The sequence below is a fragment of the Faecalibacter macacae genome (genome assembly GCF_003687725.1).
Taxonomy (GTDB): domain Bacteria; phylum Bacteroidota; class Bacteroidia; order Flavobacteriales; family Weeksellaceae; genus Empedobacter; species Empedobacter macacae.
Window position 1 is genome coordinate 1 of record NZ_RDOJ01000029.1, and the last position, 13,563, is coordinate 13,563.

General features: G+C 29.8%; 14 protein-coding genes. 7 read left to right on the top strand and 7 right to left on the bottom strand.

From position 1 onward, the window contains the following. From EAH69_RS13505 to EAH69_RS13520, 4 genes are all read left to right on the top strand, one after another. A partial coding sequence (locus EAH69_RS13505; protein WP_147439154.1) for an FAD:protein FMN transferase occupies positions 1-519 on the top strand: 519 nt, incomplete at its 5' end. Positions 520-558: 39 nt separating this feature from the next. Then, a complete protein-coding gene (locus EAH69_RS13510) occupies positions 559-1,008 on the top strand; it encodes a GNAT family N-acetyltransferase (RefSeq protein WP_121935745.1) in 450 nt (149 codons plus the stop codon). Continuing rightward, on the top strand, positions 992-1,378 hold the full coding sequence (locus EAH69_RS13515; protein WP_230466832.1) for an alpha/beta fold hydrolase: 387 nt from the start codon (positions 992-994) through the stop codon (positions 1,376-1,378). The genes EAH69_RS13510 and EAH69_RS13515 overlap by 17 nt, the downstream gene beginning before the upstream one ends. 24 nt (positions 1,379-1,402) lie before the next feature. Then, positions 1,403-1,792, top strand: coding sequence for an alpha/beta fold hydrolase (locus EAH69_RS13520; RefSeq protein WP_121935747.1), 390 nt, complete (start codon positions 1,403-1,405; stop codon positions 1,790-1,792). Between the two features lie 21 nt (positions 1,793-1,813). Here the strand turns inward: EAH69_RS13520 and EAH69_RS13525 are convergent, their stop codons facing one another. The 7 genes from EAH69_RS13525 to EAH69_RS13555 all read right to left on the bottom strand — a co-directional run bounded on the left by EAH69_RS13525 (position 1,814) and on the right by EAH69_RS13555 (position 10,014). Further along, complete coding sequence (locus EAH69_RS13525; RefSeq protein ID WP_121935748.1) at positions 1,814-2,872, bottom strand: DUF6630 family protein; 1,059 nt, start codon at positions 2,870-2,872, stop codon at positions 1,814-1,816. A gap of 3 nt (positions 2,873-2,875) precedes the next feature. Then, positions 2,876-4,459 (bottom strand): S41 family peptidase, encoded by a 1,584-nt coding sequence (locus EAH69_RS13530; protein WP_121935749.1) that lies wholly within the window; start codon positions 4,457-4,459, stop codon positions 2,876-2,878. Further along, positions 4,459-6,078: a S41 family peptidase gene (locus EAH69_RS13535; RefSeq protein ID WP_121935750.1), complete on the bottom strand. Its 1,620-nt coding sequence runs from the start codon at positions 6,076-6,078 to the stop codon at positions 4,459-4,461. Before EAH69_RS13535 ends, EAH69_RS13530 begins: the two co-directional genes overlap by 1 nt. A 40-nt stretch (positions 6,079-6,118) precedes the next feature. Next, positions 6,119-6,952 carry a hypothetical protein gene (locus EAH69_RS13540; protein ID WP_121935751.1) on the bottom strand — a complete coding sequence of 278 codons (834 nt, stop codon included), beginning with the start codon at positions 6,950-6,952 and terminating at the stop codon, positions 6,119-6,121. 4 nt (positions 6,953-6,956) lie between these two features. Continuing rightward, the gene (locus EAH69_RS13545) at positions 6,957-7,562 is read right to left on the bottom strand and encodes an HD domain-containing protein (protein ID WP_121935752.1); all 606 of its coding nucleotides are present in this window, start codon (positions 7,560-7,562) and stop codon (positions 6,957-6,959) included. Between the two features lie 128 nt (positions 7,563-7,690). Further along, positions 7,691-9,757: a S8 family peptidase gene (locus EAH69_RS13550; RefSeq protein WP_121935753.1), complete on the bottom strand. Its 2,067-nt coding sequence runs from the start codon at positions 9,755-9,757 to the stop codon at positions 7,691-7,693. Between the two features lie 26 nt (positions 9,758-9,783). Next, on the bottom strand, positions 9,784-10,014 hold the full coding sequence (locus tag EAH69_RS13555) for a hypothetical protein (RefSeq protein ID WP_147439155.1): 231 nt from the start codon (positions 10,012-10,014) through the stop codon (positions 9,784-9,786). Between the two features lie 321 nt (positions 10,015-10,335). Between EAH69_RS13555 and EAH69_RS13560 the strand changes: the two genes are divergently transcribed. From EAH69_RS13560 to EAH69_RS13570, 3 genes are all read left to right on the top strand, one after another. Beyond that, positions 10,336-10,863: a 30S ribosomal protein S16 gene (locus EAH69_RS13560; protein ID WP_121935755.1), complete on the top strand. Its 528-nt coding sequence runs from the start codon at positions 10,336-10,338 to the stop codon at positions 10,861-10,863. A 25-nt stretch (positions 10,864-10,888) separates the two neighbouring features. After that, entirely contained in the window at positions 10,889-11,413 is a 525-nt protein-coding gene (gene rimM, locus EAH69_RS13565; protein WP_121935756.1) for a ribosome maturation factor RimM, read from the top strand. Between the two features lie 143 nt (positions 11,414-11,556). Continuing rightward, positions 11,557-13,239 (top strand): glutamine--tRNA ligase/YqeY domain fusion protein, encoded by a 1,683-nt coding sequence (locus tag EAH69_RS13570; protein WP_121935757.1) that lies wholly within the window; start codon positions 11,557-11,559, stop codon positions 13,237-13,239. Positions 13,240-13,563 lie beyond the last annotated feature (324 nt).

Sequence of the window (13,563 nt, forward strand, 5' to 3'; positions counted from 1 at the left end):
CAACAAGGAATGAAAATTGGATTTGGTTCTATTGGAAAAGGATATGCAGCAGATAAAGCAAGAGAAGTCATGCAAAATTTTGGTATAAATTCAGGAATTATTGATGCTTCTGGAGATATGACAACTTGGGGAATTCAACCCGATAAAGAACTTTGGAAAATCGGAATTACGAATCCATTTCATCGCTATAAACCGTCTGATATTTTAAAAATGAATAATGGAGCTGTTACCACTTCTGGCGATTACGAAAAATTCATTTTGATTGATGGAATTCGATATTCACATATTATCAATCCTAAAACTGGAATGCCGTCTACTGGTTTAACGAGCGTTACGATAATTGGTCCAAATGCTGAAATGTGTAATGGTTTTTCAACATCAATCATGGTTTTGGGATTAGATAAAGGAATAGCATTAATCAATCAACAAAGCGATTACGCGGCTTTATTAATTACTGATCAAGGAAAAATTATTCGTTCAAAAAAATATAAAAAAATTAAAAAGAGTTTAAGAAATTAAGCTCTTTTTTTATGTAATTTAGTTTCAAATTGATGCCTTATGTTTCACATTATCAGAACCAATTCAGAACATCAAGATTTTCAAAAATTAGTACATCAGCTTGATCAATATTTGTCTGGCGTTAATGGAGATGCTAACGAATTCTTTGTTCAACACAATAAGATTGATTTAATAAATCATGTTGTAATTATTTACGAGAATGAAATTGCGGTTGGTTGTGGAGCGATTAAATCATTTGATGAAAATTCAATGGAAATCAAACGCATGTTTGTACCTACTGCACATCGTAGAAAAGGTATTGCTCGAAAAATATTAGATGAATTGACTTCTTGGTCAAAGGAACTTGGTTATAAAACATGTGTTTTAGAAACGAGTAAAACAATGACTGATGCGGTGCTATTATATTCAAATTATGGGTTTACAATCATTCCGAATTATGGTCAATATCAAGAAATAGAATCAAGTGTTTGTTTTGAAAAAAGTATTTAAATATTCATTCTTATTTCTCTTAACGAGTTATATTTTATTTTTAGTTGGAGTATATTTTTATCAAGAACAACTCATTTTTCATCCTTCAAAATTACCAAAAGATTATACTTTCAAATTTGATGTAAATCATGAAGAAATCGTCATACTTACACAGAAAAATGACACCTTAAATAGCTTATATTTTTATGCAAAAAAGCCTAAAGGTGTTATATATTTCCTACACGGAAACTCAGGAGATTTAAGTGGTTGGGGAGACATGGCTCCATATTTTACAAAGAAAAATTATAATGTTTTTATGATTGATTATCGTGGTTTTGGAAAAAGTGAAGGTAAAATCTTCAGTGAAAAACAATTCCTGAATGACGCTTAAAATGGATATGATTTTTTAAAAACGATGCATCCTGAAAATGAAATAATAGTTCTCGGTTATTCCATTGGAACTGGGCCAGCTTCTTACCTATCATCCGTTAATAAGCCTAAAAAAATCGTTTTAGCTTCACCATATTATAGTTTTAAAAATTTAGCGAAAGAAAAAATTCCTTTTATTCCTTCTTTTGTTTTGAAATATCCTTTAGAATCAAACAAATATTTAAAGCAATCAAATGCTCCTATTACAATTTTTCATGGCGATGAAGATCGACTGATCTCAGTTCATCATTCTCAAAAATTAGTAGTTGAACTAAAACATAAAAAGGTGAAATTTTATCCAATTATTGGACAAGGTCATAATGGAATCTTGAAGAATTATACTTTTTTAAATAAAATGGATTCGATTTTGAAATAGAATTTTATTCGTATCAATTTACTAGTTAACATCTACTACTTCTATATTTAAGTTTGCAAAATGAGCCATTGTTAATACTTCTTCAACATCTTTCAAATCTATTATAAAAAAATAATAGCTATCGCTAAACGAATTATAATTCATCAAAACTTTTCCATTTTCTTTTAAAAATGCTTGAATGTATGGGAATAAATCAGCTGAATAAGTTTCATCTGGAATTTGAATATTGATAGGTTCTTCAAATTCGGCTGCGATCAAATCTTCAATATCTTCAAATTCAAACTTCCAATCAGAAAAATAACAAAATTCTAATAATAAGTCAACATTATCACCTTCATCCGCATTCTGTTTAATAGCTATTTTTTTGTATAATTTTTTAGCTCTTTTTAAAATATCAGCATCATCACTTAATGGATTTATTCGTTTTAATAAGTCAATATATAATTGTTCATTAATTTCATAAATTACTTTTTCATCTGGAAAAACAAACATTTTATCTAGCTGTTCAATTCCTATAAGTTGACAAAATCCAAGCAAAACATCATCAAATACTTCTAAGGCTTCTGCGTGATCAGAATTTATTGGTAGAAAGAATGTACAAACTTCTGATTTTTTCCAAAAATCAATATAATCTAAATTGAATTTAGAAGAATAAAGCACTTCATAAACGTTAATTTCCTCTGAATCTTGATAACCGCAAAAAATTAAAAAATCATGATGTATCATTTGAAATTTATTCTCAGGATTTTGAGTTTTGAAGTTAAAATGTAAATAATTGACATAATTATCATCAAAAAAACCAGAATCTAGCTTTGAAAAATTAATCTTTTCTGCGATGATATTATATAATTCTTCATAGCTATTTATTCCATTTGGAATTAATTGTTCTTCGAGATCAAATGCATTTGGTATTAGGTAATAATTCAACTCACAAACATCACAACTACCTTTGATTTTTGTTTGATAATTATACTTATCATTTTGTTCAAAATATTCTATAATTGATTTAAAAATCAACAAATAATTCGTTTGATCAATAGAATATGAGTTTTCTTTTTTTCTGAAAAATTTTGAAAACATTGTTTAATTTTTAGTTATTAATTGCAATAATTCTTCGTTATTATTTTTAACATCAGAAATAATCCAACCTAATTGCGGATCAATATTCTTAAGTCGATCCTCTAAAGTTGTCTTAATTTCTTTATCAGGATATATTCCATGTCCAATTGTATCTGTTTGGAAATAATTTGGTTCTAAATAAACAGTTCCTATTTGTAATTTTAATTTTGAATTAGGCAATTTGTAATTAGGCATTAAACCTGCCACACTTCCATTTGCGTCGCCACCTGTTTCTTCGCCAACAAAATACGCACGATTAAAACCTTTCAAATTTGAGGAAATTATTGCTGAGGCAGAATACGATCCACCGTTAATGATTACATATAAATTCCCATTGTAAATATTATCTGGATGTGTAGTTTTTATTCGACTTAACGCTGGTTTGATATAATTTTCTTTTTTCTGATTTTTTGAAGTAATTACATGAGATACCAATGAAAATGGATAAGCCAATGGTTTTACGTATTTCGGAAAAATATCTACAATAGCACGTTGAAAAGATGAAGCATCTACAACTAATTGCTCACCTAAAAACTCCTTTTTATCTGGAACAAAATAAGAGAACAATTGATATGAATCTGCTAAACGACCACCTCCATTGTTACGCAAATCTAACACGAGATTTTTTACTTTATAATCTTCAATTAACTGAAAAGCCTTTTTATAATCATCATCATATTTTCCATATCCAAAAGTCGAAACTTTTAAAACTGCAAAAGTGCTATCATTTGTAGGAAATGATAATGTTTTAGCATAAGATTTAGAAGATTTATTATAAGAAAATTCGAATTTTTTTATCCTTTTTTTCTGTTCTTTAATTTTAGGGATTACAACTTTTAAAGAATCTTTTTGCTGCTTTTGATCTTCCTTTTTTTCTTGAAATGTTCTTTTGATTAATTTTTGATATGGTTTTCCTTTATATGAAAAAGTATATAAAATAGAATCTTTAGTTTGTGCTTCTAACGAATAAAAATAATTAAAGAAATTGCGATTTAAACGATTCTCAAAATATGTTTCGTTAAATCCATCTCCATAAAAACTAAACTTATATTTTTCTTTCAATTGGTAAGGCGAAATAGAATCAATTTTTAAAATAACGGAACCAGGTTTAATATCTAAATTCTTTTGAGAAGATCCTATATAATATAATGAATCTTTATCCCAAAAAGTAGATAATTGACCAAATGGTCCAACAGAATTTTTAATACGCTTTAATTCTTCTTTTTCCGATTTTCGAAAGAGTGGAATTAGATCTGTATGCCCATGTCGTAGATCTCTAATTACAACTTGAAGTTTTGTATAAAAATCATTTGGTTTTAAAGGTTTTTCAATTGATTGTTTTAAAGAATCAAACTTATAATCAATAGAATCTTGTGGAAGATATAAATCTAATTTTACGTGATTTTTTTTCAGTTTTTTATAAACATAATCCACGTCTTGACGTAGTTTATCCGCAGGGATTTCTTTATCGATATGTGCATTGAAGCTACTAATCGACTGGCAACCAATTAACAAAAATATCCAAAAAATAAAAACTAATTTTTTCATTACTCCTTTTTTCTCTCAATATCTTTCAAAATCCACTCCAATTGTGGATCTTTTTGCTGTAACAAATCTTCAAAAGTTAAATCAATTGGGATATTTGGAATCACGCCGCGACCTTTTAAATCGCGAGACGTATTAGGAGTAAAAGTCATCATTCCAATCCCTAATTTTATTTTAGAATTTGGTAATTTATAAAAATCTGTTTGTCCAGCTACCGTTCCATTATAATCACCACCCGTTTCTTCACCAACAAATATTGCTTTTTCCTCATTTTGCAAAGAGGCCGCAATAATAGAGGATGCAGAATATGACAATCCATTAGTTAAAACATACAAATTGCCTTTGTATTTATTTTCTTCGTTTAATAACTGCTTCTTACTATTTACTTTATAATAGTATTCGTTGTCTTTTTTATGAGTTTTAAAGAAATCGTTAATAGAATTTCCTATAAAAAAAGGTAAAAATAAGGTATGACTTATAATGTTTGGATTACGGAAATTAAGTGCTGATTTCGCTGTTTTAGAATTTACTTTTACATCATTCTTAATAACCATTTGTGGTTCATTCCTAGTCGTTAAAAACGAATATAAATGGTTAATATCTGTAGGATATCCACCACCATTATTTCTGATATCTAAAATTAGATGCTGCACATTATGTTTTTGTATCGAATCAAAAATGAATTTATACGCCTTTTTATGATAGCCCGCTGTAAACGTTTTTATTTTTAAAACTGCTATTGTTGAATCATTAGAAACTGGAAATTGTAATTCTCTTAAATACGATTTTGACGATTTCTGATACGCAAAAGATTTATTTATTTCTCTTTTATGCTTTGCTTTATTCTGCGCAATTAATTTTTCATCTTTCGTTAACTTTTTAGGTTGAATATTTTTATCTGATTTTACTGAATCCTTTTTAATTGAATCTTTTACAATTTTCTCTTTCTTAGTATATTCTCTTTTTACAATTTGAGTAAAAATTGAATCATTCTTTTTTAAAGTCAATATCAATGAATCCTGTGGTTTCAATTCACGAGATAAATATCCTGAAAAGTAACGACCATAGTAATGTTTTTGAAAAGTAGAAATATAACCATCACCTTTTCTAAAATCTTTATATTGAGTATAGAAATCTTGATACTTAATATCATTTACAGCTAATACTTCTGAATTTATGGCAATAGTTGTGTCTTTCGAAAAACTTTTTTCTAATAGTAATCGATTATCAATCGATTTAAATTGAAGTAAACCAATTGGACCTTTCGATTTTTTATATTTCTTTTTTTCCTCTTTTTCAAAACGCGTAGACAAAGCTGTTACATGTGTATGACCATGACCTAATGAAGCAACAACACGAGAAAATTCTCTCGAAAAATCATTCGGTTTCATCGGATAATTTACCGATTTTTTAAAACTGTCAATTCGATTAGAAATTTCATTTTTAGAATAATACCAATCAAGATCAACATGCTTTGTTAATAACTTCTTTTTTGCAAATTCTATATCTCTATGTAAATCTTTAACAGTTATTTCTGTGTTAATATGTTCATTATGTTTTCTTGCAGACGTACAAGAATATAGACTAAAAAGAAAGATTGATAATCCTAAAAATTTATTCATTGTAATGCTTTATTAATTAGACGAAAATAGAAAAGAATAGTTACAATTTAATTGATTTAATATTGTAATTATAAGTTGTTTTCATGATCATTTTAAAACCTGAACCTACCATATTAATAATCATTGGACCATTTATTGTAGATTCTGAAATATTATTATCATTAATATCTAACTTCATTTTTCCTTTAACATCATAACTTTCAACTTCAATTGTAAAAGCCTCCATCTTTTGTTGAACTGGTTTAGACGACATCTCTACATCAAAATATGCTTTATTATCCTCAATTTTTGTTAAAATAAAACTTGTATTCATTGCAAAAGCAAACTCAGAGCCATCTGGCATCGGAACTTTTACTTCATTTTGTAATGTATGTTTCTCGTTAATTTTGAATGTTCCTTTTGGTGTCATCATCAAACTTTCGAAAGAATCATATAAAATTTCGAACATCTTTTTGAATTCTTCAGGACCATCAACTTCACTAAATTCTCTTTTAACTCCGTCATCTACACCTTTAATTTTAACTTGGTATAATCCTTTTAAACCATTATCTGTTGGCGGATTTAGCTGACCATTTATAAACGATTTAGAATTGATGTCTGTATAAGACATTTCGAATGGTACATTGTTCGAAGAATTTTTAGAAAATGTAACTGTTTTTAACGTAATATCTGATTCTGTTTTAGAATGAATTGACTTTTCCATGCCTGGAATTTCTTCTTCAGTCTGAATTTCAATATTCATATCCATAACAGATTCCATATTCATTGAATACGTACTATTAGGAAGTAATTTTGTGTTAAAATCGAAAGTTTCTTGTGCATAAGAAACTATTGTTAAAGTACTTAAAAGTAGAGTTGTAAATAATTTTTTCATAGTTTTATTTAAAGTTCACTTCGTTATAAAATTGTTGAACAAAACTTTTCATATACGCATGACGTTCTTCCGCAATTTCTTTTGCTGTAGTAGTATTCATCAAATCTTTTAACTTGAATAATTTATCGTAAAAATGTTGGATACTTGAAGCATTTTTAGAATTATCTTCTGGATTAAATAATATATTCCCTGTACTTCCTCCGTAAGCAAAACAACGTGCTATCCCAACTGCTCCGATAGCATCCAATCTATCTGCATCTTGAACAATTTCTGCCTCTATTGTAGTTGGCTTATTCCCTTTACTGAAAGATACTTGAGAAACAATTTCATTTACTTTTGAAATGATTTCTTCATCTAAATTTATAGATTCTAAAAAAGACTTAATTAACTCTTCTGATTTATCTACACCTCCGTGTAATTTATAATCGCCAATATCATGAACCCAAGCTGCTAATTCTACCAAAAACGAATCAGCTGATTCTTTTTCAACAATCTTTTTTGCATTTGTAACAACACGTTCTATATGAAAATAATCGTGTCCTGTTCCTTCCTCTAAAAAAGTCTTTCTGATGTAAGATTGTACTTCTTTTAAAATTTCATTCTTATTCATGATTAATAATAATTCGGTTTTAGATTGTAGAATTAATAATTTTATATGTTGAATATACTGCTTTAAAATAAAAAAACTTCAACAGCCTAAAGCTATTGAAGTTTTTATAATTATATCAACTTTAAAAGTTATTGTTTTACTATTTTTTTAGTTGTAACACCTTTATCTGTTGTTATTTTTAATACATAAACTCCACTTGGTAAAGAAGATACATTTACTTTATTTGTCTTTGTTGTCGAAATTAATTTACCTGTCAAATCAATTAATTCTACTGCATTAATTTTAGCTGTCGAATCAATATTTACGACATCTTTTGCTACTGTTGGGTAAACAGAAACTTTATCTTTCGTAGCAACATCTACAGTTGATAAATTTTCTGCATTAGCTCCTGTAATTAATAAACTATATTTTTGATTAGCTGCTGCATTAAGATCATCAACTAAGTTTTCTTTGTTAGAAACTACAACTTTATAATTACGTCCAGCAACTGGTGTTTTAATTACTACTTGTTCTACATTATCAACAGTATTATCACCTTTAACAGCTGCACCAGTAACATTAGCTAAATCTAATTTCCATGGAAAATAAACTTCGTTTGTTACAGTATCAATGATACGTAAATCTAAATCGTTAACTAATTTAGAAGAGATATCATTTACTCTATCCAAAGTTCCTGGTAAAATTGTTGCAGCCGGATCAATCCAAGAAATTGTAACTTTTAATTCTTCACCTTCACGTGCTGATATCACTTTTTCGTAATCTATACCTGAAACTTTATCATTTCTTTCTAAAGTATCTTCATTATTATGAGTAGAAAGAACTACTTCTGCAGCTTTTAAAGCATCTAACATACCCCATCCGTAAGCGTTATCAGGTCCATCGTGTAAACCTGCTTCCATTGCAGTGTGTAATAAGATTGTTTTAACTTCATCAGCATTGAAATAGAATTCTGAATCGTTTGTTAATAATCTTTTTAATTGCGTAATTGCTCCTACCGCTCCTGTAACTTTTGGTGCAGAATATGAAGTACCACTTCCTCTTGTATAAGTAGAAACAGAAGTTGGATTATCTGATGAATAAGTAGGTGCAACTACTAATGTACCAACCGCAACGATATCTGGTTTTATAGCTCCATCTTTTCTTGGTCCTACACTACTATAACTAGAACGTACGATATGTGATGGTGAAGTTATTTTAAAATCTGATGTTGTTGGAATATTTACAGCTCCTACAACTATAATATTTTTAGCCAAAGATCCATTACCTATACAGTATGCTCCTGATGAACAGTTTGCATTAGGAATTAAGTCTCCTTCTACATATGCTGTATATGCACCATTTGCCCATCTGTATTTTGCATCATTTGGTCCAGGACCTGTACCATAGTAATTACCAGATGATTTTACAATTGTAAAACGTGGATCAACATAAACTATTTGGTCAATATTAGCATCATTTGATTGATAAGCGCCAGATAACGTTTGATTAGGATCTGAAAATATAGTCGTATTAACAGGGTAATAATATCCAGCTCCTAATGTACCTGATGTAGCTGACTCTTGGCTCCATCCATTATTAACACCATAAGAGTGATTAGAAATAAATTCGTTGAATTCTAATATTTTTGTAAACCTATCTCCATTAGAAGTTGTAGCAAAACCAGCATGTTTAATTGTTGCTTTTGGTAAAACTCCTTTTGCTACATTTGGAATACTAATAACAGTACCTCTACCTTCAGCTCCAATAAAACCACCTACAGCAGTTGCGTGAGAGTTTAATCCTTGAGCTCCATTTTCTAAATCAACAATACGGCTTAGTCCTTCATTTTCTGTATCTCTAAATTCTATGTGGTTAGATAAAATTTTACCTCCATCAAAAATTGTGATAGCCATATTTTCCCCATTAATTGAAAAACCACCTACTGCACCATTTTGTATTTGATCTACATTAGATGCTATATTTGCCCTAATATCATCAGTTTTATCAATATCAACTTGATCTTTAGAAAATTCAGCAATAGCAGTTTTATTATTTTGTAAAAATGCTGAACCTGATTTTAATTGTATTGCATCAATCTGAGCTTCTTTTTTTAAATTTTGATCTTTAAATTTTTGCTTTAATTCTTCTGTAGATTGTGCATTAACAGCTCCAAAAACTAAAGTAAGTAAAGTAAGAGATAGTAATTTTTTCTTCATGTTAATTCTTGTTAATCGATTTTGTATTAATTATTTTTTTCCAAACGATCAATTACAGGAGCTTCATCCTTAGATTGTGCATTATTAGATTCATTCTCCTGTTTGATCTTTTCAATCAATTTTCTTTTCTTCTCAGCAATAGAATCTTCTAAAGATTGATCTTTAGAATTATTTTCTTGCTGAGTTTGGGTTTTACAGCTTTTAAATAGTAAAAACATCATCAAACCTAGTCCTACAAATTTTATCAACCCTTTCATCATATGTAGTTTTGAAAATTAATTCCTTAAAAATAGTTAATAAATTTATAAATAAACAATTCAAAGTCTCTATTTTAGGTAGTTTTTACTATAATTTATGAAATTCATAATTTAAAATACTTTCAGCTAAATTATTTTTAAAATCTAATCGAAATAAATAATTAGCACCAAAAAAATGCTTTAAGATTTCTTAATCATAAAATTTTTCACAGTTATTTATGATTCAATTTTATATAGTTAAAAAATTATATCAAATATTTCCTTATCTTTGCACCTCAAATTTGTAAAACGGGACGAGATCCCATAATAATTAGTTATACTATGGCTACAAAAATTAGATTACAAAGACATGGTCGTAAAGGAAAACCATTCTTTCACATCGTAGTTGCTGACTCAAGAGCAAGACGTGATGGTCGTTTCATTGAAAAATTAGGAACTTACAACCCAATTACTAACCCAGCAACTGTTGAATTAAACGTTGATTCTGCTGTTAAATGGTTAATGACTGGAGCTGAGCCTACAAACACAGCTAAAGCTTTATTATCTTACAAAGGTGCTTACATGAAGAAACACTTATTAGGTGGTGTTGCTAAAGGAGCATTCTCTCAAGAAGAAGCTGAAACTCGTTTCGCTGCATGGTTAGAAGCTAAAGATGCTAAAATCCAAGCTAAAAAAGACGGTTTATCTTCAGAAGCTACTGCTACTAAATTAGCTGCTTTAGAAGCTGAAAAAGCTGTAAACGCTGCTCGTGTTAAAGCTGCTCAAGAAGTTGAAGCTGCTGCACAAGCTGAAGAAACTACTGCTGAAGAAGCAGAAGGTACAACTGAAGAAGTTGCTACAGAAGAATAATTTATAAGTTCAAGAAAAGATCCCAATGACGAAAAATGATTGCTACTATTTAGGTAAAGTTACTAAGAAACATGGTTTTAAAGGTAATTTAATCATTCATTTGGATACAGACGAACCAGAATTATACGATACTTTGGAAGCAGTGTTCATCGAGCAAGATGGAACACTGGTTCCTTTTTTCTTTGAAACTTCACAACCTTATCAAGGTACTAAATTATTAGTGAAGTTTGAAGATTTATCTCCTGAAGAAGCTGAACGATTAGTAAATCGTGAAGTTTATCTTCCTTTAACTACATTACCAGAATTATCTGGAACAGATTTCTACTATCACGAAATTATTGGATTTACAATTTATGACCAATCAAATACTGAGGTTGGTACAATTAAATCTGTAAATGATTCTGCTGCTCAAGCTTATTTTGAAGTAGATGTAGATGGTAAAGAAATTTTAATTCCTATGATCGACGAATGGATTTTAGAAGTTAACCGCGAAGAAAAAGCGATGTTAATTCAAATTCCTGACGGATTATTAGAAATCTACTTAGGATAAACTTCTAACAATCACACAAAATTTTATATAGCTCATTCTTTTACCTTTGTAATTGAATCACTTTAGTATGCATAAAAACTAATTCTTTGGTACTTAATATTAATTGCCAATTTCGTAACTTTGCAAACTCAATCGTGAAAACAATGGAAGAAGAAAAAAAATCTTTGAACTTTATTGAGCAAATCATTGAAGATGATTTAGCCAACGGGATGCCAAAAGAAAACTTACGTTTTCGTTTCCCACCAGAGCCAAATGGTTATTTACACATCGGGCACGCAAAAGCAATTTGTTTAAACTTTGGTTTAGGTGAAAAATATGGTGCGCCGGTAAACTTACGTTTTGATGACACAAACCCAGCTAAAGAAGAACAAGAATTCGTAGATTCTATCCGCGAAGATGTTAAATGGATGGGATTTGAGTGGGCTGAAGAACGTTATGCTTCTGATTATTTCCAGCAGCTTTACGATTGGGCTGTACAGATGATTAAAGACGGAAAAGCATACGTTGAAGATCAATCTTCTGAATTAATCAACGAACAACGTAAAACACCATTCGAACCAGGAATTGAATCTCCAAACCGTAATCGTTCAGTTGAAGAAAACTTAGAGTTATTCGAAAAAATGAAAAATGGTGAGTTTGAAGAAGGATCTCACGTTTTACGTGCTAAAATCGATATGACTTCTCCAAACATGAACATGCGTGACCCTGTTATGTATCGTGTTTTAAAACGTCCTCACCACCGTACAGGTGATACTTGGAAAATTTATCCAATGTACGACTGGACACACGGAGAGTCTGATTATATCGAAGGAATTTCTCACTCTTTATGTTCGTTAGAATTTAAAAATCACCGTGATTTATATAACTGGTACAAAGACCAAGTAGAAATACCAGGTCAGCCTCAAAAACCAAAACAACGAGAGTTTGCACGTGGTAATGTTTCGTACATGATAACAAGTAAACGTAAATTAATGAAATTGGTTGAAGAAGGTGTTGTTACAGGTTGGGATGATCCTCGTATGCCTACAATTTCTGGCTTACGTCGTCGTGGTTATACAGCTGAAGCAATTCGTAATTTCTGGGATAAAGCAGGAATCGCTAAACGTGATAACGTTTTAGATATTTCGTTATTAGAGTTCTCTATTCGTGAAATCTTAAATAAAACTGCTCCGCGTGTAATGGCTGTTGTAGATCCAATTAAAGTTGTGATTGAAAACTATCCAGAAGGACAAGTTGAAGAATTAACATTAGAAAATAATCCAGAAGACGAAAATGCTGGTTCTCGCATGGTTCCATTCACACGTGAAATTTACATCGAGCGTGATGACTTTATGGAAGAAGCACCTAAAAAATTCTTCCGTTTATCTTTAGGTAACGAAGTTCGTTTAAAGGGAGCTTACATTATTAAAGCTGAACGTGTTGAAAAGGATGCTGAAGGAAATATCACTACAATTTACGCGACTTACGATGCGGATACAAAATCAGGAAGCGGTTCTGAAGCTTCTAAACGTAAAGTAAAAGGTACTTTACACTGGGTTTCTGCAACAGAAAATATACCTGTAGAAGTTCGTGAATATGATCGTTTATTTACAGTTGAAGCTCCGGATGCTGAAAAAGATGTAGATTTCTTACAATTCGTTAATCCTAATTCTTTAACAGTAAAACAAGGATTTGCAGAACCAGCTTTAAAAGAAGCAAAAGTCGAAGATAAATTCCAATTTCAACGTATTGGATACTTTGCTTTAGACAAAGATTCTACAGCCGATAAATTAGTCTTTAACCGTACAGTAACTTTAAAAGATACTTGGACTAAAATAAACAAATAAAAATCCTCTTTATATTAGAAAAGCTCGAAGTTAAATCTTCGGGCTTTTTTTTAATCAATTATCTACTTTTCATCATTTATTTTATAAAGTCTGAATAAATAGAAAGGACTAAATAGGATGATAAATTGTTATTGTGTTAATATATATTACAATAAATGCGATGTGATTTTTCAATTACAAATAATTTCAAAAAATATTTCACCCAACCTCAGTTAGTTAAGATGAAATATGAAATTAATTCCCAAAACGGTTTGGAAAGCGAAAAAAGTTACCCTATATTTGCACTCTCAATACGAAAGACGAGTAGTATTGAAAATTGAAATA